Source organism: Pseudomonas sp. S3_B08, assembly GCF_054667725.1.
The window spans coordinates 1,089,058-1,112,908 of record NZ_CP162750.1; the positions used below are offsets into that span (position 1 = coordinate 1,089,058).

The 23,851-nt window shown below is 60.5% G+C and carries 20 protein-coding genes; 9 read left to right on the top strand and 11 right to left on the bottom strand.

Features of this window, described 5'->3' with window-relative positions:
- Positions 1-106: 106 nt before the first annotated feature.
- On the bottom strand, positions 107-1,126 hold the full coding sequence (locus tag AB4N73_RS05000) for an AraC family transcriptional regulator (protein WP_460142998.1): 1,020 nt from the start codon (positions 1,124-1,126) through the stop codon (positions 107-109).
- Positions 1,123-2,067, bottom strand: coding sequence for a LysR family transcriptional regulator (locus AB4N73_RS05005; protein ID WP_150741570.1), 945 nt, complete (start codon positions 2,065-2,067; stop codon positions 1,123-1,125). The genes AB4N73_RS05000 and AB4N73_RS05005 overlap by 4 nt, the downstream gene beginning before the upstream one ends.
- Before the next feature lie 96 nt (positions 2,068-2,163).
- On the opposite strand from AB4N73_RS05005, the gene AB4N73_RS05010 reads away from it, so the two are divergent.
- Positions 2,164-3,012 (top strand): helix-turn-helix domain-containing protein, encoded by an 849-nt coding sequence (locus AB4N73_RS05010; protein ID WP_460142999.1) that lies wholly within the window; start codon positions 2,164-2,166, stop codon positions 3,010-3,012.
- 12 nt (positions 3,013-3,024) lie between these two features.
- On the opposite strand, the gene AB4N73_RS05015 is transcribed toward AB4N73_RS05010, so the two are convergent.
- Positions 3,025-4,998: an alkyl/aryl-sulfatase gene (locus tag AB4N73_RS05015; RefSeq protein WP_460143000.1), complete on the bottom strand. Its 1,974-nt coding sequence runs from the start codon at positions 4,996-4,998 to the stop codon at positions 3,025-3,027.
- A 139-nt stretch (positions 4,999-5,137) separates the two neighbouring features.
- On the opposite strand from AB4N73_RS05015, the gene AB4N73_RS05020 reads away from it, so the two are divergent.
- Genes AB4N73_RS05020 through AB4N73_RS05030 form a run of 3 tightly spaced genes read left to right on the top strand, consistent with a single transcriptional unit; the run spans position 5,138 to position 9,316 of the window.
- On the top strand, positions 5,138-5,791 hold the full coding sequence (locus tag AB4N73_RS05020; RefSeq protein WP_016774109.1) for an ABC transporter ATP-binding protein: 654 nt from the start codon (positions 5,138-5,140) through the stop codon (positions 5,789-5,791).
- Positions 5,791-8,259 (top strand): ABC transporter permease, encoded by a 2,469-nt coding sequence (locus AB4N73_RS05025; protein WP_460143001.1) that lies wholly within the window; start codon positions 5,791-5,793, stop codon positions 8,257-8,259. The genes AB4N73_RS05020 and AB4N73_RS05025 overlap by 1 nt, the downstream gene beginning before the upstream one ends.
- The gene (locus AB4N73_RS05030; protein ID WP_457263592.1) at positions 8,249-9,316 is read left to right on the top strand and encodes a lipocalin-like domain-containing protein; all 1,068 of its coding nucleotides are present in this window, start codon (positions 8,249-8,251) and stop codon (positions 9,314-9,316) included. Before AB4N73_RS05025 ends, AB4N73_RS05030 begins: the two co-directional genes overlap by 11 nt.
- Before the next feature lie 44 nt (positions 9,317-9,360).
- On the opposite strand, the gene AB4N73_RS05035 is transcribed toward AB4N73_RS05030, so the two are convergent.
- Positions 9,361-10,311 (bottom strand): IS110 family transposase, encoded by a 951-nt coding sequence (locus AB4N73_RS05035; RefSeq protein WP_076563955.1) that lies wholly within the window; start codon positions 10,309-10,311, stop codon positions 9,361-9,363.
- 312 nt (positions 10,312-10,623) lie between these two features.
- Between AB4N73_RS05035 and AB4N73_RS05040 the strand changes: the two genes are divergently transcribed.
- From AB4N73_RS05040 to AB4N73_RS05050, 3 genes are all read left to right on the top strand, one after another.
- Positions 10,624-10,866 (top strand): hypothetical protein, encoded by a 243-nt coding sequence (locus AB4N73_RS05040; protein WP_056784562.1) that lies wholly within the window; start codon positions 10,624-10,626, stop codon positions 10,864-10,866.
- 11 nt (positions 10,867-10,877) lie between these two features.
- Positions 10,878-11,078, top strand: coding sequence for a hypothetical protein (locus tag AB4N73_RS05045; protein WP_041478610.1), 201 nt, complete (start codon positions 10,878-10,880; stop codon positions 11,076-11,078).
- An 86-nt stretch (positions 11,079-11,164) separates the two neighbouring features.
- Entirely contained in the window at positions 11,165-11,749 is a 585-nt protein-coding gene (locus tag AB4N73_RS05050) for a hypothetical protein (RefSeq protein ID WP_056784570.1), read from the top strand.
- 323 nt (positions 11,750-12,072) lie between these two features.
- Here the strand turns inward: AB4N73_RS05050 and AB4N73_RS05055 are convergent, their stop codons facing one another.
- From AB4N73_RS05055 to AB4N73_RS05085, 7 genes are all read right to left on the bottom strand, one after another.
- Complete coding sequence (locus AB4N73_RS05055; protein WP_056784574.1) at positions 12,073-12,900, bottom strand: glycosyltransferase family 2 protein; 828 nt, start codon at positions 12,898-12,900, stop codon at positions 12,073-12,075.
- 307 nt (positions 12,901-13,207) lie between these two features.
- Positions 13,208-14,596 carry a 2-oxoadipate dioxygenase/decarboxylase HglS gene (gene hglS / locus AB4N73_RS05060; RefSeq protein WP_252878167.1) on the bottom strand — a complete coding sequence of 463 codons (1,389 nt, stop codon included), beginning with the start codon at positions 14,594-14,596 and terminating at the stop codon, positions 13,208-13,210.
- Between the two features lie 88 nt (positions 14,597-14,684).
- Positions 14,685-15,905, bottom strand: coding sequence for a glycolate oxidase subunit GlcF (gene glcF, locus AB4N73_RS05065; RefSeq protein WP_460143002.1), 1,221 nt, complete (start codon positions 15,903-15,905; stop codon positions 14,685-14,687).
- Between the two features lie 2 nt (positions 15,906-15,907).
- Positions 15,908-16,957 carry a glycolate oxidase subunit GlcE gene (gene glcE, locus AB4N73_RS05070; protein WP_460143003.1) on the bottom strand — a complete coding sequence of 350 codons (1,050 nt, stop codon included), beginning with the start codon at positions 16,955-16,957 and terminating at the stop codon, positions 15,908-15,910.
- Positions 16,957-18,456, bottom strand: coding sequence for a glycolate oxidase subunit GlcD (glcD, locus tag AB4N73_RS05075; RefSeq protein ID WP_252869184.1), 1,500 nt, complete (start codon positions 18,454-18,456; stop codon positions 16,957-16,959). Before glcD ends, glcE begins: the two co-directional genes overlap by 1 nt.
- Before the next feature lie 163 nt (positions 18,457-18,619).
- On the bottom strand, positions 18,620-19,546 hold the full coding sequence (locus AB4N73_RS05080) for an alpha/beta fold hydrolase (protein WP_095179550.1): 927 nt from the start codon (positions 19,544-19,546) through the stop codon (positions 18,620-18,622).
- A gap of 21 nt (positions 19,547-19,567) precedes the next feature.
- A complete protein-coding gene (locus tag AB4N73_RS05085; protein ID WP_460143004.1) occupies positions 19,568-21,022 on the bottom strand; it encodes a flavin-containing monooxygenase in 1,455 nt (484 codons plus the stop codon).
- A gap of 188 nt (positions 21,023-21,210) precedes the next feature.
- Here AB4N73_RS05085 and AB4N73_RS05090 point away from each other — a divergent pair, with 188 nt between their 5' ends.
- Positions 21,211-22,284: a diguanylate cyclase gene (locus tag AB4N73_RS05090; RefSeq protein WP_252869187.1), complete on the top strand. Its 1,074-nt coding sequence runs from the start codon at positions 21,211-21,213 to the stop codon at positions 22,282-22,284.
- A 208-nt stretch (positions 22,285-22,492) separates the two neighbouring features.
- Positions 22,493-23,728: a M20/M25/M40 family metallo-hydrolase gene (locus AB4N73_RS05095; RefSeq protein WP_056784596.1), complete on the top strand. Its 1,236-nt coding sequence runs from the start codon at positions 22,493-22,495 to the stop codon at positions 23,726-23,728.
- Positions 23,729-23,851: the final 123 nt, after the last annotated feature.

The following is a 23,851-nucleotide window of genomic DNA, read 5'->3' on the forward strand; positions in this document are numbered from 1 at the left end:
AAGCCAGCTCCCACAGGGCTCGAGGTTGTTCACAAATCCTGTGTCAGCACTGGCCTCTGTGGGAGCTGGCTTGCCAGCGATGGGGCCAGCACTGACACCAGCCAATTCAAAGCTTCAGCCACCGCGCCCGATACTCCCCAGGCGCGCACCCCAGCCAGCGCGCGAAAGCCCGGTTGAATCCCTGCACATCGCTGTAACCCAAGCGATCCGCCACGTCGACCAGCTCCAGCGCCCCGGATTGCAGCAGGTCCTCGGCACGATAGCGGCGATGCTCATCAAGCAGTTCGCTGAAAGTCCAGCCCAACGCCTTCAAACGCCTTGCCGCCGTGCGCTCAAGCAAATGCTGTGTAACACAGAACTGCTGCCAATCCGCTGTCGCCAGATCTTCGATCAGATAATCGCTGAGCTGTCCGAGCAAGGTCGATTCACTGAGACGTCGGGTCTGTTCCAGCAGATCGACAAGCGTTGTTTCCAATGCCGGATTGCCCGGTGTCAACGGCATTACGAACAGCTGAGGATCCAGATAAATCGCCGCGCATGATTGCTCTGCGCTCACCGGGGCGCGCAATGCCGATTGATGCTGCTCGCGGCTTGCCGATGCCAATGCCACACCTAGCACCGGATCACGATTCACGCCGCTGGCGAGCAATTTGCGTCGTACCAGGCTGCACAGGCTGACAAGGATGTAATCGGTCAGCGCCGCCGGAGCACCCAGACTGCCGGCTTCGACCAGACGCAGTGTTACGCCGTCATCTTTACGCAGGATTTGCACACGGAAATGCCCGTTGAAAAACGCAAAGTACTCGGCGAAAAACGCACAGGCACGTTCCAGCGACACGGCGACATCGAACAGATAGGTCAGCCCGTTGGTGGCCGTCGAAACGAAACGTTCACCCGCCGCCAGACCGATCAGTGGATCCCCGCTCTGTTCCACGGCAAACGCCCAGAAGCGCCGCGACATCAGCAGCGGCATGCGCGTGAACGGCGTGCGCAGATCGAACAGGCTGCGGCGCAGCTGCGCTTCGATGGCGTCTTGGGTAACGCCGCGCGCGAGCAATTCTTCAATGGCCGGCAGCAGGGTCGGCGCGTAAAAAGCGTTGACGGGCTGCGGATCGATTTTGCTCATGTTGTGCGCGCGTCTCCCGTCGCTCCGTTAGCCGCCAGCAAACGCTGATCGACGCTGAGGATCGCCTCGATCATCGCCCGCGCTGCTGGCGTCAGGGTAAAACCGGCGCGGCTGACGATGCCATAACCCAGTTGCAGCGCCGGCTCGTCATGGGGGACGTCGACAAAGTCGAGCAGCTCGATCAGGCCTCGATCAAGTTGTTCACGCAAGGCCTCAAGCGTGGCAAGCCCCACCGCGTCTGAACGCAGCACTACGCGCTGGATCGCGTCAAATTGTGCGCACTCGACGCTCGGGGTGAAGTCCTGCTCACCGAGGATATCGGCGAGCACCTTGCGGATCATCGGAGGAATGCGCGTGCCGACGATCGGGTAATCGAGCAGGGCGCGCAAGCGCAGGTCTCGTTGCGCGGCAAGCGGATGGCCAGCGCGACAGAAAAACCGTCCCGGCCGCGTGCGCAGCAGGTGTACCTCATACTGCGGATCGCTGACGAAGTGCCGCGCATCGGCGACGAAAAACTCGATCTGCTGCTCGCGCAACCACAGCGACAATTGCTGCCAGTCGCCCTGATGAAAGCGCGTACGAATTGCCGGATGCGCCTGAATGAAATCGGCCAGCGCTTCCGGCACCAGCACTTGTGCCGGATACGGGCCGCAACCGAATTGCAGTTCGCCGCCGGTGAGGCCGTTGTATTGCGTCAATTCGTTGTGCAGCGCCTGACTGCCAGCGAGCAGGCGCCGCGCATGTTGCAGCACCAGTTGGCCTTGCCCGGTCAGGCGAAACTCACGGCTGCTGCGCTCGACCAGCTCGCAGTCAAGGTCACGCTCCAGAGTCTGGATGCTGCGGCTGAACGCCGGTTGGCTGAGGTTGATCGCCTCGGCGGCGCGACCGAAGTTGCGGTAATCAGCGAGGGCGACCAAGTGGCGAAGCTGGCGAAGATCCATCATGCGTCTCCTGCATTTTGTGAATACTTTTAATGCATTGGATCGATAGCACGTCCGCTGGCATAAGTACACGCCTGTTCTTCCATGGCCGCCTTCATGTCTCAGCCTCTGTTCGCCTCCAGCGCGTTCACCCGCACGATTCTCGCGCATGCTCGCCAGTCCGGGCTGTGCCCGCAACGCTTGATGACGCGCGTCGGGATCTGCCCGTCTGTGCTTGCCGGACAGCATCAATTGATCGCCGCACAAGCGCTTGAACGGTTGTGGCGTGAGTGTGAATGGGCCGGGGTAGCGCCGACGTTTGGCTGCGAACTGTCCGACGGGATGGCGACCGATTGCCTGCAAGGACTGAATATTCTGCTCGACTCGGCCGCGACCCTGCGGGCCAGTCTGAAGTGCTTCATTGACTGCTTGCCAAGGGTGATCAATTACGTTGCGGTGGAGTTGGTCGAGGCAGGCGACGTGGCTCGTTTGCGCCTGCATTCGCTGCAGGGGCAGCTCCATCATTTCGCCCTGGATGCGGCGGCGATAACGCTGGTGCGCAACATTGCCCGTCGACTCGGCGGGGCGCCTGGAGATTTGTTTGTGAGTGTCAGCCTGCGCCCCGCGCAAATGGCCGGTGGCTGGCTGCGTGGAGTGGGTATCGCGGTGGAGCAGGGCGAGCATCTGTGCCTGACCTTGCCGCGCTCCAGGCTCGATCAGGCCTTGCTGGGCGCCAACCCGTTTCTGCATCAGAGCATGCTGCGCCACTGGCACGCTGCAACTTGTGCGCCTGCGCGTGAGGACAATCTGACGATGGCGCGGCACTGGCTGACGGCGGGCGATCAACCGATCGAGCGGATCGCTGAGCGGCTGGGTTATCGCCAGCCGAGCAACTTTATCCGCGCGTTTCGCAAACAGTTCGGGATTACGCCGAAGCAGTTCCGGTTGAATCCCGGTCAGGCATGAGGGGCGTTTGGCCTAAGGCGTGACGATATTGAACTGCGGCCCGAACGTATCCAGGCTGCCCATCAATAATCCGAATTTCTGACCATTGCCCTGCAACTTCACCAGCCCTTTTTGCATCGCCGTCGGGAAGTCCAATTGCTTCAGGCTGATCTTCTCCAGCGTATCGCGGCTCAGGCTGACGCTCGCATCCGCCGCCGGATTCAAGCCGGCGCGGTGAGTCAGCACGCCGTTGCGCAGGGTCAGGGTGAAATCCTTTTGCACATCGTCGAACGTCCAGTTCAGCGTCAGGTCATGGGCCACGGCTTTGTCGCTGTCCAGGCGTACCGCGAGGTAATCGAAGAACATTTCCGGACTCATCGCCCGGACCATGTCCACCGATACGGTATTGGCAGACTGCGGTGGTACGCCGTTGCGCAGTTCCATCGCACCGGTCAGGTACATGTTGCGCCAGGTGGCGTTCTCGCTTTGATAACCCAACTGCTCCAGCGTCTCGGCTTGAGCGTTGCGGGCATCCGCGTTGTCCGGATCGGCGAACAGCAACTGGCTGCCCAACTGCGCGGCCCAGCGGTAGTCAGCGCTGGCCATCGCACTGCGCATTTTTTCCAGTACCGACGTGGCACCGCCCATGGCCTCGACCGAGCGTTTAGCCGCATCGACCGGCGGCAGCGGGTTGAGGTTGGCCGGGTTGCCGTCGTAGAAACCCATGTAGCGCTGATACACCGCGCGCGTATTGAAACTCAGCGAGCCGTAATAACCACGGGTGTACCACTTCTGATCGAGCGAGCCGGGCAGTTTCTTGATTGCTTCGGCAATTTCCAGCGGCGTCAGGCCCTGGTTGAGCAAGTGCAGGGTGCGGTCGTTGATGAAGGCGTACATGTCACGCTGATCGGCGAGCAAAGTACGAATGCGCTCACCACCCCAGGTCGGCCAGTTGTGTTGGGCGAACAGCACGTCCGCCTTGTCACCGTAGCGCATGAGGCTGTCATCGAGGTATTGCGACCAGGCTTTGGCATCGCGTACTTGCGCGCCGCGCGGGGTGAGGATGTTGTGCATCATCTGCGTGGCGTTTTCGGCCATGCACAAGGCTTTCAGCTGCGGCAGATAAAGGTTCATTTCCGCTGGCGCTTCGGTGCCTGGGGTCAGCTGGAATTCGACTTGCAGGCCAGCGATGGTGCGGGTTTCCAACGGCTCGGCAATCAGATCGGTAGGCGCGATCAGTGTGACCGTGCCACCGCTGGGCGCGCTCTTGCCGAGGCCAGCGTCGACCTGGCCTTTTTCACTGCGCGGCAACAGGCTGCCGAACTGGTACTGCGCGCGGCGGCTCATGGCATTGCCGGCCATGACGTTCTCGCTCATCACGTGTTCCATGAATCCCGCTGGCGCATACACCTTGACCTTGCCGGACTTGACATCGGCCTCGTCGATCACCCCGCGCACGCCGCCGAAATGATCGACATGAGTGTGGCTGTAGATCACCGCGACGACGGGTTTGCGCGGGCGATGGGCGTAGTACAGATCCAGCGCCGTCCTGGCGGTTTCGGCCATGGTCAGCGGATCGATGATGATCAGCCCGTCGTCACCTTCGATGATGGTCATGTTGGCGAGGTCGAGGCCGCGCACCTGATACAGCTTGGGGCTGACCTCGAACAGACCGGCGTGGGCATTGAGCTGTGCCAGTCGCCACAGGCTCGGATTGACCGATTCCGGCGTCTTGTCTTTGGCGAGGAAATCATAGGCATTGACGTTCCAGATGACTTTGCCGGCGGCATCCTTGATCTGGCCCTTGAACGGTGCGATCAAGCCTTTGCTGACGGATTCGAAATCGGTGCGGTCGCTGAAAGGCAGGGTTTGCAGCACGGCAGCGTTGCTTGCGGCGGTTTGCACGCTCGGCGCCACCGGACCGTCAGCAGCGAGCAACGGCTGGCTCAGGCAAGTGGTGATCAGGCAGGTCAGCAGGCCACGCGGGCTCAGGATGAAACGGGGCATGGGTGTCTCCGGTTTTATTATCGTTATGGCCGAACAGCCAGCAGCTTAGGGCGCGGCGCTGGGTTGACGATGATCATCAGCGGACAAAAACCATTCAGGGCCGCTATCCTAGGCCCAGGTTCACTGATCGGGTTTGCCCATGCTTGAGGTTCGCGACGTTTTCAAAAGCTATGCCACGCCACAGGGATTGTTGCCGGTGCTGCAAGGCGTCGACCTGACGCTGGAGGCCGGTGGCAGCCTGGCGCTGATGGGCGAATCGGGCAGTGGCAAAAGCACGCTGCTGCATCTGGTAGCGGGGCTGGACAAGGTCGACAGCGGCAGCATCCGCAGCGGCGAACATCGTCTGGAAGCCATGAGCGAAGCGCAACTGGCCAACTGGCGACGCACGGAAATCGGTCTGGTGTTTCAGCAGTTCAACCTGATCGGCAGCCTGCGCGTGGAAGACAATCTGGCCTTTCAGGCGCGCCTCGCCGGGCGCCATGAGCCACGCTGGCAAGCGCATCTGGTGCAGCGTCTGGGTCTGGGCGATCTGCTCTCGCGGTATCCCGAGCAACTCTCCGGCGGTCAGCAGCAACGAGTCGCATTGGGCCGCGCACTGGCCTCGCAGCCGAAATTGCTGTTGGCCGATGAACCCACCGGCAGCCTCGATGAAGCGACCAGCGATGAAGTGCTGCGGCTGTTGCTCGAATTGCTCGATGACACGCCGACGACCCTGCTGATGGTCACCCACAGTCAGCGCGTCGCGGCGCGATTGGCCCAGCGTGTGGTGTTGTCGAACGGGCGGGTCGCCTGATGATCTGGCGGCAAACCCTGCGCGCGCTGCTCAGCCACTGGCGGCGCCATCCAGTGCAGTTTTTCAGCGTGCTGACCGGGTTGTGGCTGGCCACCAGTCTGCTCACCGGCGTCGAGGCGCTGAACAGTCAGGCACGTGACAGCTACGCGCGGGCCAGCCAGATGATCGGCGGCGAACCGCAGGCCAGCCTCAGCACGCCGAATGGGGCGCTGTTTCCACAGCGCTGGTTTATCGAATTGCGCCGTCAGGGCTGGCCAGTGTCACCGGTGTTGCAGGGCCGGCTGACGCTCAAGGGCCAGGAAGATCAACGCATTCAAGTGATGGGGATCGAGCCGGTGTCGCTGCCGTCGGATTCGGCAGTAGCCGGGCAGGCGATGCCGATCGAGCGCATCGTCGAGTTTTTCAGCCCGCCGGGCGGCACCTGGATTTCTCCGGACACCCTGCAAATTCTCGGCTTGCGCGAAGGTGATACACCGCAAACCGTAAACGGCCAAACCCTGCCGCCACTGCTCGCGCAGAAGGACATGGCGCCGGGCCTGTTGCTGGTCGACATCGGCGTAGCGCAGCGCCTGCTCGAACAACCCGAGCAATTGTCGCGACTGCTGCTACCCAAGGACTTTCATCAAGAATTACCGGCCAGTTTCAATGATCGCTTGCAGCTCAAGAGTAGCGGCGAAGAAAACAACCTCGCGCGGCTGACCGAGAGCTTTCATCTCAATCTCGATGCCCTTGGATTTCTGTCGTTTCTGGTCGGCCTGTTCATCGTCCACGCCGCCATCGGCCTCGCTCTGGAACAGCGCCGAGGTTTGCTGCGCACCTTGCGCGCCTGTGGCGTCAGTGCACGAATGCTGATCGCATGTCTGGTGGTTGAACTGGGTGTGCTGGCGCTGATCGGCGGATTATTCGGTGTGATCAGCGGCTATTGGCTGGCCAGCGTGCTGCTGCCGGACGTCGCCGCCAGCCTGCGCGGTTTATATGGCGCGGAAGTGGCGGGGCAGTTGCGCCTGAGTCCCTGGTGGTGGTTCAGCGGCATAGGGCTGAGCCTGCTCGGCGCGTTGCTGGCCGGGGCCAACAGTCTGCTGCGGGCGGCGCGCCTGCCATTGCTGGCGGTGGCCGATCCGCAGGCGTGGCATCAACAGTATTCGCGCTGGTTGCGCCGACAGGGTTGGCTGGCGACAGCGCTGCTGACAATTGCGCTGGCGGCGCTGATCTGGGGCGACAGCCTGAGCAGCGGTTTCGTGCTCATGGCCGGGCTGTTGCTCGGTGCCGCTCTGGCCTTGCCGGTGTTGCTCAGCGCGTTGTTGAACCCGTTGCTCGGGCGCAGTCGTTCGGTGCTCGGCCAGTGGTTTCTCGCCGACTGCCGCCAGCAATTGCCAGCCCTGAGTCTGGCGCTGATGGCGCTGCTGTTGGCGCTCGCCGCCAATATCGGCGCCGGTAGCATGACCGCCGGTTTTCGCCAGACCTTCAACGACTGGCTCGAACAACGCCTGAGCGCCGAGTTGTACATCAACCCGGCCAATCCGGCGCAGGCCCGCGAGATGCACAGTTGGCTCAAGCAGCAGCCCGACGTGACCGCTGTGCTGCCCAACTGGCAGGTTTCGGTGACGCTGCAAGGCTGGCCGGCCGATGTCTACGGCATCATCGACCACTCCTACTATCGCCAGCATTGGCCGTTGCTCGACAGCAGTGGCAGCGATCCGTGGGGCAAACTGGCCACGGACGATGCGGTGATGCTCAGCGAACAACTGGCGCGACGCCTGAAAGTGAAGCCGGGCGAGCATCTGAACATTCCCACGCCGAACGGCACATGGTCGCCGCGCATCGTCGGCATCTACGCCGACTACGGCAATCCGAAGGGGCACGTGCTGATCAGCAGTGAGCACCTGCTGCGCGGCTGGCCGCAACTCACGCCGAACCGCTTCAATCTGCGTATCGACCCAGCGCAGATTCCGGCGCTGCTCAACGCCTTGCAGGCGCGTTTTGCGCTGGATGACAACCGCATCGTCGATCAGGCGCGGCTCAAGGGCTGGTCGGTGCAAGTCTTTGAACGCACATTTGCTGCGACAGCAGCTTTGAACAGCCTGACCTTGGCCGTGGCTGGCGTGGCGCTGTTCATCAGTCTGCTCACTCAGAGCCAGAGTCGCCTCAGTCAGCTCGCACCGCTGTGGGCGCTGGGCGTTACGCGCAAACAATTGATGCTGCTCAACCTCGGTCAGACCTGGCTGCTTGCCGTATTGACGTTGCTGTTGGCGCTGCCGTTGGGCATCGCCCTGGCGTGGTGCCTGGATGCGGTGATCAACGTGCAGGCATTCGGCTGGCGCCTGCCGTTGCGGGTGTTCCCGTTGCAGTTGCTGCAACTGATGGGCCTGGCCTTGCTGGCGACTCTGTTGGCTTCGGCATGGCCGCTGTATTCGCTGTACCGCACGCAACCGGCGGACTTGCTGAGGACGTTTGCCCATGAGGACTAAATGGCTCGTGCTGATGATTGCGCTGCTGCTCGCTGGCTGCGATCAGCCTGCACCCGAGGAAAAGGGTTTTGCCGGCATGGGCGATCAGGCGCAATCCTTCACCCCAGTGGTGCCCGGTCGGGTATTCAGCTTTCCGGCCGATCATGGCGCGCATGATGGTTTTCGCATTGAGTGGTGGTACGTCACCGCCAACCTCAAGGATCAGCAGGGCAATGATTTCGGCGTGCAATGGACGCTGTTTCGCAGCGCCCTGAAACCCGTCGCCGAGCAGGCCGGTTGGGGCAACCAAACGATCTGGCTGGGCCATGCGGCAGTCACTTCGCGCTCGGTGCATCATGCCGCCGAGCGCTACGCCCGGGGCGGAGTAGGCCAGGCCGGCGTGCGCTTGGCGCCGTTCGAGGCGTGGATCGATGACTGGATGTTTGCCAGTCAGGCGCAGGATCCGTTGAGCGATATGCAACTCAGTGCTCGTGACAAGAATTTCGCTTATCAACTGCGCCTTACCTCCAGCCGACCGCTGGTGCTGCAGGGCGACAACGGTTTCAGCCAAAAATCCGAAGAAGGCCAGGCGTCGTATTACTACAGCCAGCCATTTTTCCAGGCCAGCGGCACGCTGCAGATCGACGGCCAGGCCTACACCGTTAGCGGCCCGGCGTGGCTCGATCGCGAGTGGAGCAGTCAGCCACTCACCGCCAATCAAACTGGCTGGGACTGGTTCTCGCTGCATCTGGACAGCGGCGAACACGTGATGCTTTATCGCATGCGGCAGAAGACCGGCGCGCCTTATCTGACCGGCACCTGGATCGCCGCTGACGGGCAGATTCAGACGTTGCGCAGCGAGCAGATCAGCCTTGTGCCGCAGGACACGGCAAAGGTTGCCGATCGACCGATGCCGGTGAAATGGTCGATCCGCATTCCTGACAAGAAACTCGATATCAGCGTTGACGCGATCAACCGCAATGCGTGGATGGATTTGCGTATTCCCTATTGGGAAGGGCCGGTGAAGGTCGATGGCAGCCATCCTGGCCAGGGCTATCTGGAAATGACCGGGTATTAACGGCGGCACCGCTTTCTTCCCTGTGGGAGATTCTATGGTTATCCTCAAGCGATAACTGCCCCTTTCGATTGATATTCGCTCTGGTTTTTCATCAGGGCGAACGCTATGCGGGCGAGTTTACGGCTGAGCATCACCAGTACCTGTGTAGTCGCTTTTCCACAGCTGAGATGGTGGTTGTAGAACGCCTTCCAGGCATTTGATCGGCAGGCTGACATGGCGGCGTTATGCAGTAACCGTCGCACCTCCGAGCATCCGCGCTTGGTTAAATATCTACGGCCATTTTTTTGGCCCGAGTCGCTCACTCTCAGATCCATGCCTAAAAACGCGACATAAGAGTCGCCACTGGTAAAGTCGCCTCGGTTGTATGCCATGACCAAAGCAGTTGCAGTTAGAAAGCCTATACCTTCGATGGCTTGGCATCTGGCAACTTCTTCCAGCAAACCAGCTTCACGCAAGATTTCCTTGAGCTTTTTCTGAACTAGCAAATCCAGCCTTTCCATGGACTTTACGAAAGTTGCGAACACGGCTTTCAAGCTGGCGTCATTTGCCCAGCTCTGGGTCAGGCTGGTTTTGGCCTGTATCAGCGAAGCTCTACGTCGTAGAAGGCTTTGCAGCTTGCCGTAGACCGCCGGAGGTGGGGTCCAGGGGCGTAAATCTTCGCCTTCATTTTTTAGAAAACGGGCGAGAAGACGGGCGTCAGATGCGTCCGTTTTACTACGGCCACCGACACCTTTACGATAATTACTGAGTTGAAAACCGTCGATGATGAAAACGTCGTGGCCTGACTCATGAGCCAACTCAACCAAGTCGACGTGATAAACATTTGTCGCCTCAACAGCTATGGCGGTGGGTCCCGGCAACGTTTTAAGCCAGCGCTTTATGACGGGCTTTTCATTGGTTATCGAGGTGAGCAGATCTGGATCTGCTAAATAAATAACAAGTTCAGCTTTGGCGACGTCCACACCCACAATTGACTTCGACACGCGCATTGCCACTGACACTTCTCCACGCTAAGGTTTTACGACTTGTAGGGGTTTCACCCAGAGGCGCAGGCTTGTTTCTATCGTCGCTTGAACGAAGCATTCTCTATCGGCGCTTTTGGTGGAAGGGGTGGGGCGAGGTCTCCCACGGTCTGTACTGTTACAGCAGTCAGATGCGAACTGTTCGTCCCACCACCCCTTCAAGTCTAACCATACAAGCGAGCCTGCTCGCGAAAGCGTCAGCGCTGTGACCGCTGAGTTAACTGACTGGAACTCTCGCCAGCGCTCTCCGCTCTACCCAGAAACCCGCCATTTTCGGACTCACCCATGAGCGACGACCTGCAACCCCCAGACCTCGACACCTGGCAGCGTCTGTTCGACGATCAAGCCTACTGGCAGAACTCCCCTGACGCTCACTACCTCGATCTGCAACGCATCGCCGATGACCTGCTCGGCCAAGGCGCAATCGATCTTGAGCAATGGCAGTTGATGCGCGCCAAAGCCGACGATCTGCACAAGCAGTCACCCGAGGTCAACGTCGCCCGCGAACTCGAAGATCCCGAAGCCTGAGGACTCCTGCCATGAATACCACCAACAACCAGAACGACAACCCCGACGAGCCACGCCCGGCCGGCGAAACCGAGCGCGACAATGATGCCCTGCGCCCGACCGATCCCAAGCAGCGGCAGGACAGCGGCAAAGGCACGCCGAGTGGCGAATCCACCGCCCAAGAGACTGCCAAGCCACATACCCGTGGGCCACAAACCCAAGTCAAGCCCTGAACAGCGTCTATGCTCACTGGCACGCCTGCTGCTGAAGTCGTTTCGGCGGTGGGCGTCGCCATTTCATCACAGGGAAAGTAATGCATATGAAGCTCGACGCTCTGGCCAAGGCCATCACTCTCGCAACGCTGCTTTCTGCTGCCAGTTTCGGCGCTTTAGCTGCCGACATTCCGTTATCCGCCGTCGTTGAGGCCGATTCCGTTACCACCAAAGTGCTCGCCGTCGACCCGGCCCATCACCAGGTCGTGCTGGAAGGCCCCGAGGGACGTCAGGTCCACGTTCAGCTCAGCGACAAAGCGAAAAATCTTGCCAATCTCAAAGTAGGGGACCTGGTGAAGATCGAGGTGCAGCGATCTGTCGCCGCTTATCTCGATACAGACGTGGATAAAGGTCTGCCAGGCACCACCGAACGTACCGGCGAACTGCGCAAGGCCCCGGGCAGCGATAACCCGGGCGGCGAGGCCTATCGTCAGGTTCAGGTGCAGCTGAAAATCAGCAAAATCGATTTGAAGACCAATCAGGTCACCCTCCAAGATCCGTCCGGACAATCGAAGACGCTCGATGTGAAGAAGCCGGAGATTCAGGCCAAGTTGAAAGATCTGAAAGTAGGGCAGAGCGTTATTGTCACTTACACCGATATCCTGAAAGTGACCAGTCAGCACGATAGTTGAGTATTAACTCTACAAGTTTATTGCTCTTGTATAACTTTATGTATGAGAGCAATCATATAAAGTTTTTTGTAAGACAATTCCCGGGATAAATCGGTAAAACACAGTTTTTAAATTTTCAGTGCAAAAATTTCATGTTTGCCCATGACGACAGGTCCACTTGTTTGAATTAAAATCCTCGGCGTTCGCCCAGTGTCAGGGCTCTTTACCGGTGCAAGGATTGCCAGGCCGTAACACTGGGCGAACTCCACTACTGACGAAAGTTGTATACAGAATCTGCAAACAAAAAAGGCGACTTTGCAGTCGCCCTTTTTTATTGTTTTCGATCAAGTCGAAGCTTGCATACCGGTTTTGCCATGCTGCCCCTGCAAGCGCTTGAGTGTCTGCTGGTACATTTTTGTACGGCGATGATCCTTGCCATATGTGCCTGCCGCCGCGACGGTGCCGGCCTGGATGTGATCAAGGTAGCGGAAGATCTTCCGCGGCGAGAGAAACCTGACGCCATAGCCCAACCCGACCATTCGATCCTGAAGCGTGTAACCAGGCACCTCCTCATCCATGCAGAAGTGCAGCCCGAGCGACTTCATCAAACGCGCATTCCACAGCGTACAGAAACTTTTCAGATGCGTTTCTTTATACGGGCGTGGTGGTTTCGAACGCAGGCCGAAATGAACTTTTAGCCGACGAACATGATGTTTGCAGAACCGCGAAGTTAACCGCCAGGTATCACGCAGTAACCCACGATCAAGTTGCTCAACACAACCCACCGCCGCCATGTCCGCACTTTTCGTGCATTCGCGCATCATCATCGCGAACACTTCCATGTCGTAGACAAAGGTATCGGTGTGCAGCAGAAACAAATAATCGGTCTCAACTTTCGCCAAGGCCAGATCCAGCGCCTTGCCATGGGCAATATGCCCCATTTCCTTACCGGGCGACGGCCGCTCGATCAGATTGATCCAGTCCAGCGAACGCAAATAATCGAGGCTGGCATCCGCCGAATCGTTATCCACCACCCACACTGGAATGCCCTGCGCCTGAACATGCTCGCGCAACAGCTCCAGACACATGCGAGTGATGTCCGGGGTTTTGTAATTGACCAGAACCAGACTGAAGTCGGGATGCGGCTGGGTAGGCAGATCGAAGGCTTTCATGTCGGAGGGACTCATCACGGCTCAAGACGACAGGTTGATGAGCCGGGATGCTAGCGGGGGAAGCTTAGGTGAAGCTTAATTTGCCGATCTGATTGGTTTGTGAAAACAAGCGGGATAATTCAGATCCGACATTGTTTTCCAATAGATGCAGCGACCATTTGGTTTTGTCGCTTGTCCTGAACGGCGGTCCATCCGCAAAACCTGTGGGAGCGAGCCTGCTCGCGAAGGCGTCTTTCCAGTCACATCATCGGCGACTGTTACACCGCTATCGCGAGCAGGCTCACTCCTACAATAGAACGGCGCAAATTCAGGTCAGTTTGATCCGCAGCACTTCGGCACATTCCTCAATCGACCGCCGTTGCGTCTCGGCATACAACCCCAACTCATCGATGGTCGAACGCCCCAGCGCCTGTTCGAAAGCATGTCGATTGGAGTGTTCGGCGTAATGCGCCTGTGCGGCATCCCCCAGGTTCGACTGAAAAATCCCCGCCGCGCTCACCGGCAGGAAATCTTCGTACACCAGCGGCTCCGCTTTCACATAGCCTTCGCGCAATAAATCCTCCAGTGACGATTCGCCAAGTCCGTGCGCCGCGATGCCCTTTTCCGTAGCGAAATAACGAAAGTACGCCAGCCCCTGTTCGCGCATGCCCTCGATGCTGTCAGGAAATTCGGCAAAGTGCTGCGTCATCAGCGCGTCGTAGCGTGCGGCATTGGCTTCATTGGGGAAGTCGCCCAGTTCATCGCGAGCGGCATTCAACAAGCGGTCATACAGCGCGCGACCCTTGGGTGTCAGAGCTGCGCCGCGTTGTTCGATTTCGCCGAAGCGCGCGCTGTGGCTGCCACGGGTTTCGGGCTGATCGGTGAAGGCGATCGGCTCGTCCAGCGCTTTGAAGCTGGTCTGGCGCAGCAGGATCGGGCAATTGCGGCGTGGTGGACCTTCGATCACCGCTTTGGGTGTGATGCCATGGGCAGGCATCTGCTCCTGAACGGTGTCGATGTCCAGCGTGCGCGGGGTCAGGTGATTGATATGCGGGCCTTTGAACGCAACGACATCGGCGATCAAGCGGTGCTGAGCGCTGAGTTTCTGGTACTGCGCGGCACTGACGGTGGCGCTGTGGTGCCAGCGAAAAGTCTCCAGGGCCTGTCGGACGAATTCTGCGGCTTCGTCGTCATTCAGTCCGCCTGCCGTTTCCGCCTGTTCAATCAGGCGCAACGCCTCTTCAGTAAAAATCGAACGACGGGCCAGTACCGACTCGGCAAACGAACGCAATTCGGCGTCTTCAATCAGCTCCAGGCGCAGCAACGAGGTAAACACGCGAAACGGGCTGACCTGCAGCGCTTCTTCATGCACCGCGCGAAACGCCGTTGAATGCACCGGCACACCCGCCGGAGTCAGGTCGTAATAACCCACTGGCTGCATGCCCATCACTGCAAACAGGCGGGCGAGGGTGGCCAGCTCGCTCGCGGTGCCGACGCGGATGGCGCCGTGGCGTTCCATGTCCAGGCGTTCGATTTCGCCGGTGCGCTTGAGCTGTCCGGCGATGTCAGGCTGACGTGCCAGCACTTCGCGGTTGGTTTTTTCCACCAGTTCCATCAGCGCGCCGTACAGCGGCACCTCTTCGCGGTACATGTCGGACATCGCTCGGGAGAAGCGTTGGCGGATCAGGTCGGGGCTGACGAACGGCTGCACGGTCATGAAAAAAATTCCTGCCACGGTGACGAAATGGATGCCCGAAAAGATCGCAGCCTTCGCCCACGCGGGCAAACGAAGAATCCTACGAACTTCATTCTGCCAACGACTGATCCACCAGCTCGATCCAGTGTCTGACCGGTGTGCGCCCGGCGCTCGCCAGATGGCTCTGACAGCCCACATTGGAAGTGACGATCAACTCCGGTCGGCCGCTTTCCAGGGCGTTGAGTCGATGGTCACGCAGTTGCCGCGCCAGCACCGGTTGGGTCAGCGAGTAAGTGCCCGCCGAGCCGCAGCACAAATGGCCATCCGGTACCGGCGTGAGGTTGAAGCCGAGTCGGGTCAGCACGGCTTCCACGGCGCCGCCGAGTTTCAGTGCGTGCTGCAAAGTGCACGGGCAATGCACAGCGATGCGTCGTTCGCTGGCGGCGCACACTTGCTCCAGCGGTTCCTCGGCGATGATTTGCACCAGATCCCGAGTCATTTCGCTGATCTGCCGAGCCTTGTCGGCATAGACCGGATCGTCCGCAAGCAAATGCCCGTAATCCTTGATGAACGCGCCACAACCGCTGGCCGTTTGCACGATGGCTTCGGCGCCATTCTGCAAGTGCGGCCACCAAGCGTCGATGTTCTGTCGAGCGCGGTCAAGACCTTTGGCCTGGGCGTCGAGGTGATAGTCGAGCGCACCGCAGCAACCGGCCTCGCTCACCGGAGTGACGCTGATGCCCAGACGATCGAGCACCCGCGCGGTCGCGTCATTGGTGTTCGGCGACAGGCCCGGTTGCACGCAGCCTTCGAGCAACAACACCCGGCGCGGATGCCGAGGAGCGGGGCGCGACCCCATAACACCCAAGTGTTGCGGCAGTTTGCTTTCCAGCAGGCGCGGCAGCAGCGGTCGAAAGGTCGCGCCCATGCGCAGCAAGCCTTTGAACAAACCGGGATTCGGCGCCAACGCACGCAAGCCTTCGCGCAGCAAGCGCTGAGCGGCCGGGCGCGGCACCGCGCTGTCGACTACCGCGCGGCCAATGTCGAGCAGGTTGTGATAATCGACGCCGGACGGGCAGGTGGTTTCGCAGTTGCGGCACGACAGGCAACGATCCAGATGCAGTTGCGTCTGCTCGGTGGCCGGTGCGCCTTCCAGCACTTGCTTGATCAGGTAAATGCGCCCGCGCGGGCCATCGAGTTCATCGCCGAGCAATTGATAGGTCGGGCACGTCGCGTTGCAGAAGCCGCAATGCACGCAGGTGCGCAGGATCTTTTCCGCTTCGCCAGCCCGGGGCAATTTTCGCGATTGCTCGCTGAGGGTGGTTTGCATGGCTAGACCTCCGCGTACATGCGTCCGGGGTTGAACAGCCCTTGCGGGTCGAGTTGCGCCTTGAGTTGCCGGTGGTAGCGCAGCAAGGTTGGCGCCAAGGGTTGAAACGGCGAGTCGGTGGCACCGTGGGTAAAGCACGTTGCATGGCCGCCCAAGGAATGGGCGAGTGCGTGAATCTCATTGCTATCGGATTTCACCCAGCGTTGCGCGCCGGCCCAGTCGATCAGTTGCTCGCCGGGCAGCTCGAGCGGGCCGAGATTGTTCGGCAATGACAGGCGCCACAGCGGCAAGCCTTCGTCGAAAAAACTCAGGCGCTGTTCGTTGAGGTCGCGCCAGAAAACCGAGTCCAGCGGCTCGCCACCCAGGCGTTGATGCGCCGCCGTCACCGAACCTTCGCCGCCTTCCAGACGCAGATACAGGCTCCGGCCATCGTGGCACGCAGCACTGATCGGCAGCGGTTGCTGGCCCCATTCGGCAAGTTTGCTCAAGGCCCGAGCGCAGTCGATATCGAGGCGAATGCTCAGGCACTGGCGCGGTTTCGGCAGGACTTTCAGCGACACTTCGGTGAGCACGCCGAGGCAACCGAAACTGCCGGCCATCAGTCGCGAAAGGTCATAACCGGCGACGTTTTTCATCACTTCGCCACCGAAGCGCAGATGCTGACCGAGGCCGGTGATTACCCGCGTGCCGAGAACGAAGTCGCGTACCGAGCCGGACCACGGCCGGCGAGGTCCGGACAGTCCCGTGGCGACCATGCCGCCGACCGTGGCGCTGTCGGCGAAGGACGGCGGTTCGCAGGGCAACATTTGCCCGGCCTCATCCAGCGCCGCAAGCAGCTCGGACAACGGCGTGCCGGCACGTGCGGTGACCACCAGTTCGGTCGGATCGTATTGAACGATGCCGCGATGAGCACGGGTGTCGAGCACTTCGCCGACCACCTCGCGACCGAGAAAGGCCTTGCTGTTGCCGCCCTGAATCTTCAGCGGCGTGGCATTGGCCCGCGCGGCGTTGACCTGATCGAGCAGGGCGTTGGCGGCGTCGAAATCAGCCATCAGAATCGCTCCAGCTCGGGGAAGGGCAGTTGCCCGGCGTGAATGTGCATCGCGCCGAATTCGGCGCAGCGGTGCAGGGTCGGAATGTTCTTGCCGGGATTGAGCAGGCCCTGCGGATCGAACGCGGCTTTCACTGCATGAAACAGCAGTAACTCGTCGCTGTTGAACTGCGCGCACATCTGATTGATTTTTTCGCGGCCGACGCCGTGCTCGCCAGTGATGCTGCCGCCGACTTTCACGCACAATTCGAGGATCTTGCCGCCCAATGCCTCGGCGCGATGCAGCTCCCCCGGCTGGTTGGCGTCGAACAGAATCAGCGGGTGCATATTGCCGTCGCCGGCGTGGAACACGTTGGCCACGCGCAAGCCATATTCCTCGCCGAGGCTGGCGATACCTTGCAGCACAGCGGGCAATTCGCGGCGCGGGATGGTGCCGTCCATGCAGTAATAATCGGGCGACAATCGACCAATCGCCGGGAACGCGTTTTTGCGTCCGGCCCAGAAACGCACGCGTTCAGCCTCGTCCTGGGCCTGGCGCACTTCAGTGGCGCCGGCCGCTGTCATCACTTCCCGTACGCGCAGGCAATCGTCGTGCACGTCGGCTTCGACGCCGTCGAGTTCGCACAGCAGAATCGCCTCGGCGTCGACCGGATAGCCGGCGTGGATGAAGTCTTCGGCGGCGCGGATGGCCAGGTTGTCCATCATTTCCAGGCCTCCGGGAATGATCCCGGCAGCGATGATTTCGGCAACCGCTCGGCCGGCCTTCTCGACTGAATCGAAACTGCCGAGCAGGACCTTGGCGACTTGCGGTTTGGGCAGCAGTTTCACCGTGACTTCGGTGATGATCCCCAGCAGGCCTTCGGAGCCGGTGAACAAGGCGAGCAGGTCAAAACCGGCTGAATCGAGCGCCTCGGAGCCCAGCGTCAGACGTTCGCCCTCGATGGTCAGTACTTCGATTTTCAACACGTTGTGCACGGTCAGGCCGTACTTGAGGCAATGCACGCCACCAGCGTTTTCCGCGACGTTGCCGCCGATCGAGCAGGCGATCTGCGATGACGGATCCGGTGCGTAATACAAGCCAAATGGGGCCGCCGCCTGGGAGATAGCAAGATTGCGCACCCCCGGCTGAACCCGCGCGATACGTGCAGCGGGGTCGATGTGCAGGATGTTGTTGAACCGCGCCATCACCAGCAGCAGGCCCTTTTCCAGTGGCAGCGCGCCGCCGGACAACCCAGTGCCGGCACCCCGCGCGACCACGGGCACGTTGTTCTGATGGCAGAGTTTCAGCAGGGTTTGCACTTGCTCCAGACGCCGGGGCAGGGCGACCAGCATCGGCGTGGTGCGGTAGGCGGAGAGACCGTCGCATTCGTAGGGTTTGAGTTCATCTTCGCGCCAGAGGATGTCCAGGTCCGGCAGGGCTTGTTGCAGAGCCTTGAGCAATTCGCCCTTGTTCACCTCGGGCAACGGACCGTCGAGGCGTTCGTCGTAAAGAATGTTCATGGGAACGCCAACCTTCTGTCTCCGCTGATCGTTCCCACGCTCTGCGTGGGAATGTAGCCCGTGACGCTCCGCGTCACTGGACGCAGAGCGTCCCCTGAGGCATTCCCACGCAGAGCATGGGAACGATCAGTTGCGCCACCTGGGGCATTGCGAATATCCATGTTCATCGCTGTCGTTCCAGAAACTCCCCGTACAGCCGCGCGGTATTTCCCGGCTGTTCGACCATCGGCATGTGCCCGACGTGATCCCACACATCCACTTCGAGATTGGCGATGCCTTTGCTCCACACCGGCACGCTGCTGACGTCGATCAGGCGATCCTTGCGTCCCCAGAGCAACAGCGCCGGGCATTGGATCTCGGCCAGTTTCGGCTCCATCGGCGGGCTGGCGCGGAAGTCGCGGAAGATTTCTTCGAGCTCGTCACGCTGTTGCTCGTAGCGCTGGGCGACGGCGTCCAGCACCAGTTTCGGCACCCACGGCGGCGACTCCATGGTCATCGCGTAGAAGCGCTGAAATTCTTCGCGGGAGTTGATCAGGAACGGGTTGTGCCCGCGCGCCAGATGGCGCTCCATGTCGCTTGGCTCCGGAGCGGTGACGCCGGCCGGGTCAATCAATGCCAGCGAGGCGATTCGCTCCGGATAGGTCGCTGCCAGCCACGCGGCAATGTAGCCGCCCATGGAGTTGCCAATGACGTGGACTTTCTCTACGCCGCAGACATCGAGCAGCTGAATCATGCGTTTGGCCTGAACCGCAATATCGTAACCGCCGCCAGCCTTGAAGCCAGTCTCACCGTGGCCGGCCAGATCCGGAATGATCACCCGATACTGACGGACGAAGTGCCGGGCGCAGCGCAGCCAGAGGTTTTTATCGGCGCTGAAGCCGTGCAGCATCAGGATCGCGCTGGACGCCTCGTACGGCCCGCCTTGCCAGGTCGACACGGTCATCTCGGCGATCGGCACTTCGATCTTGTGCAGTTTGTACAACCTGGCCTCGCTGGCCATGGCCAGGTCGTACAGCCAATGGCCGACCGCCGGGTAACTCAACCAGCTCCAGGCCACGAAAACCGCGAGTGCGACAAACAGCAAAAGCATCGACGTCTTCCTTTTACGTGTTCAGGACAAAATATGGTCGGCCGGTTTCAGCGCCCGGGTCAGCAGGTGATAGCTGAAACTGAAGCCGGGAAACATCGCGATCACATGACCGCTCTTGCTCTGGTACCAACTGTGGCAACCACCGGACTTCCACACCGTGCGCTGCATTTCCCGGTGGATCATTGCAGTGTAGGTACGTTCTGCGTCACGGCGCACTTCGATGCTGCGCAGGCCTTTGGCCCGTACGGTGCGGATGCAGTCGAGGATGTAGTTCATCTGCGATTCGATGATGAACAGCGCCGAAGTGTGGCCAATGCCGGTGTTCGGCCCGGTGACGATAAACAGGTTGGGGAAATCCGGCAGGCTGGTGCCGAGGTAGGCGCGCGGGTATTCGGCCCAGACATCTCTGAGTTGCACCGCGTTTTTGCCGCTGACCGGGTAGGAAATCACCCCGTCGGTGGCGTCGTAACCGGTGGACCAGACGATCAGATCAACATCGAGATGCTCGCCGTCCACGCTGTTGATCCCGCTTTCGTCGATCGAAGCGATGCCGTGCTCGCGACTGTGCAACGTGACGTTGGCGCGGCTCAGCGCCGGGTAGTACGTGCTGGACACCAAAACGCGTTTGCAGCCGATGGTGAAGTCCGGAGTGAGTTTTTGCCGCAGCAGCGGGTCCGGAACCTGGCGCTTGAGAAAACGCAGCGCATGTTGTTGGACCAGATGAATCGCCGGTCTCGAGTATTTGAAGGCGATCACCCGGGTTTCGAATTGCCAGTAGATCAGCCAGCGCAGCAGCTTGTACGCCGGCTTTAGACCGAGCAGCCAGCGCTGGAAACGGCCGAATTTGCGATCGGCACGCGGCAGCACCCAATGCGGCGTGCGCTGGAATACATGCAGGTGTTCGACTTGTGGCGCAATCGCCGGGATCACCTGCGCGGCGCTGGCACCACTGCCGACGATCGCCACGCGTTTACCGCGATAGTCGTAGCTGTGATCCCAATTGTTTGTGTGGAAAGTCTTGCCTTGAAAGCGATCCATCCCAGGAAAGTTGGGGATGACCGGCTGACTCAACGGCCCGGAAGCATTGATCAGGAATTGGGTTCGGAAAGTACCTCTGGCGCGGGTGTGCACCAACCAATGCTTTTCCGCTTCGTCCCACTCGACGCGCTCGACATCCGCCCCCAGTTCCACGCGCTCGCGTAAACCGAACTGCTCGATCACCTGTTCGGTGTAGCGACGCAGTTCCGCCTGTTCGGCGAACATCTGCGACCAGCGGTAGGGCGCGAATGACAGCGAATACAGCGGCGACGGCACGTCCACCGCTGCGCCGGGGTAGGTGTTCTGGCACCAGGTGCCGCCGAAGAAGTCGCGTCGTTCAAGAACGCGAAAGTCGTCGATTCCGGCCTTGAGCAGGTTGACCGCCGCGCACTGGCCGCCGAAACCGCTGCCGATGATCAACACAGCGTAGGTATGCATGTGCCCCCTTTTTATAGTTGTTTTTCCATTTCCCCTCTTTCATTTATAGCCAACTCTGGGCCGCGCGTGCGGCGCTGATAGCGCTCTATTCAGGCCTCTGGCCGGTGATGGCTATTTAACGGCGCCCTGATAGACTCCGGACACATCCTTGTCGGGATGTAACCATGCATCGCGCGGTCGAGGCCCTTATGGGAAATACGCGAGGAAAGGGACTTTCACTGGCCAGGAGGCTTTACAGGTCGCGGGTGTTCGGGCTGCTGCTCGGGCTGATGTGTGTCAGCGTGGCGATGCACGCGCTTGATCCGCCGCTGTGGGTGTGGGGCCTGATGCTGTTCAACGGCCTGGTCTGGCCGCATCTGGCCTTTCAATGGGCGCGAAGCTCGAGCGTGCCGTTTCGCGCCGAACACCGCAATTTGCTGATCGATGCATTCATGGGCGGCTTCTGGGTCGCCGCCATGCAGTTCAATCCCTTGCCCAGCGCAACCACGATTTCGATGATGGCGATGAACAACGTCGCCATCGGTGGCGGGCGGTTTTTGCTGGCGGGTACGGCGGTGCAGTTGCTCGGTATGGGCGTAGGGCTGGTGGTGTTTGCGCCGGCGTTCATCCCGCCAACAACGCCGCTGCAGCTGTACGCCTGTTTGCCGTTGCTGTTGCTGTATCCGCTGGCGCTGGGCTGGATCTGCTTTCGCCAGGCCTCGACCCTCGGTCGGCACAAGCGCGAGCTGCTGGCGTTGAGTCGCACCGACAGCCTCACCGGCCTGCTCAATCACGGCGCGTGGAAGGATCAGCTGAACCTCGCGTTCCAGCGCTGCAAACGCCAGCAGCAGGGCGCGGCGATTGCGCTGATCGACATCGACCACTTCAAAGCGATCAATGACACCTATGGGCATGTCGCTGGCGATATCGTCCTGCGCCAGTTGAGCAAACTGCTCAAACAGAATCTTCGCGCCACGGATGTGGCGGGGCGCTATGGCGGGGACGAGTTCTGCGTGATTTTGCCGGAGCTGCCACTGTTCAACGCGGCTCAGGCGATGGAAGCCTTGCGCGAGCGTTTTGCGGTGATGGGCTACGAGCAGAACCCCGCGTTGAAGGTCAGTCTGAGCATTGGCCTGGCCGCGTACGACCCGAGCCATGCCGACGCCACGCGTTGGCTGGATGAGGCCGATCAGGCGTTGTACGAAGCCAAGGCCAGTGGGCGCAATCGGGTGATCTGCAACAGCGACAACAAGCCGAGGCAGGCGCTGCTGGATTCGGTCTGACGGGCGAGCTGATACCTGTGGGAGCGAGCCTGCTCGCGAAAGCGCTGGGTCAGGCGGTATCAATATCGTTTGCCACGACGCCTTCGCGAGCAGGCTCGCTCCCACCGGGGTATGTGTTGTCGGTTAGATCAGTGTCGCATCCGCTATAGAGCCTTGCGCCGATGTCGGTTACGGTTGAATCCCTCCGACACGAAACAAGGACTGCTTCATGACGTTCTCCTTTCCCCGCTCTCTGCTGGCCGCCAGCCTCGGTCTGTCCCTCGCATTCTCGGCAGCAAACGCCGCCGAACCGCACAAACAAGTGCTCGCCGATGCCGAGCAGTATCAGCCCGAAGCCCTGAAAATGTTGGAGCGACTGGTCAATATCGACTCCGGCTCAGGTTATGAGCCGGGCCTGAAACAGGTCAGCGACATTGCCATTGATGAACTGAAAAAACTCGGCGCCACCATCGAACTGGTGCCCAACACCCCGGAAAAATCCAACCACGTGCTGGCCACGCTCAAAGGCACCGGGAAAGCGAAGATTCTCCTGATGGCGCACATGGACACTGTGTTCAAGGAAGGCTCCGCCGCCGAGCGGCCTTTCCACATCAAGGACGGCCGCGCCTACGGGCCGGGTGTAATGGACGACAAGGGCGGCATCGTCGCCGGCATCTACGCATTGAAAGTGCTGAAGAACCTCGACTTCAAGGATTACGCGCAGATCACCTTCCTGCTGGATGCCAGCGAAGAAACCGGCTCGGACGTCGCCACCGACCTGATCAAGAAAACCGCCAAACAGCACGACGTCACCCTCAACCTCGAACCGGGGCGCCCGGCCGATGGCCTGGTGGTGTGGCGCAAGGGCAGTGCGACGGCGCTGGTCGAAGTCAAAGGCAAGGCCGCCCACGCCGGCGTCGCGCCAGAGTTGGGACGGAACGCGGCGATGGAAGCGGCGCATCAGATTCTGCAACTGGGCAAGCTCGGTGACGAGGCGAAGAAGACCACCATCAACTTCACCGTGCTCAAGGCCGGCGATCGCACCAACGTGATTCCTGATCAGGCCACGGCCAAGGCGGATGTGCGCGCGGCAGTGCCGGAGGAATTTGATCGCATCGAGAAGGATCTGGCGCGGGTCTCGCAGGACAAGTTGATTGCCGATACCGAAGTGAAAACGTCCTTGCAGCGCGGTTTGCCGCCGATGCCACAGACCGCTGAGTCGGATCGCCTGATGGCCATGGCCCAGGGAATTTACGGCGAGATTGGCCGCAAGCTGACCGAGGAGGGCAGTGGTGGCGCGGCGGATGCCAGTCTGTCCGCAGGCGTAGGGACACCGACGCTGGATGGCTTCGGCATTGTCGGCGGCAATATTCACACGCCTGAGGAATATGCCGAGGTGGCGAGCGTGGCGCCGCGGATTTATTTGTTGTCACGGATGATCATGGAGTTGGCCAAGCCGCGGTGATGGGGTTTGCGGTGTGACGAGGCCGGGCGGGGTGCCAGAGAAATCGGCCCCTCACCCTAACCCTCTCCCGGAGGGAGAGGGGACTGACCGCGTTGTTTGTGGTCCATGTGGCAACCGCCAGAT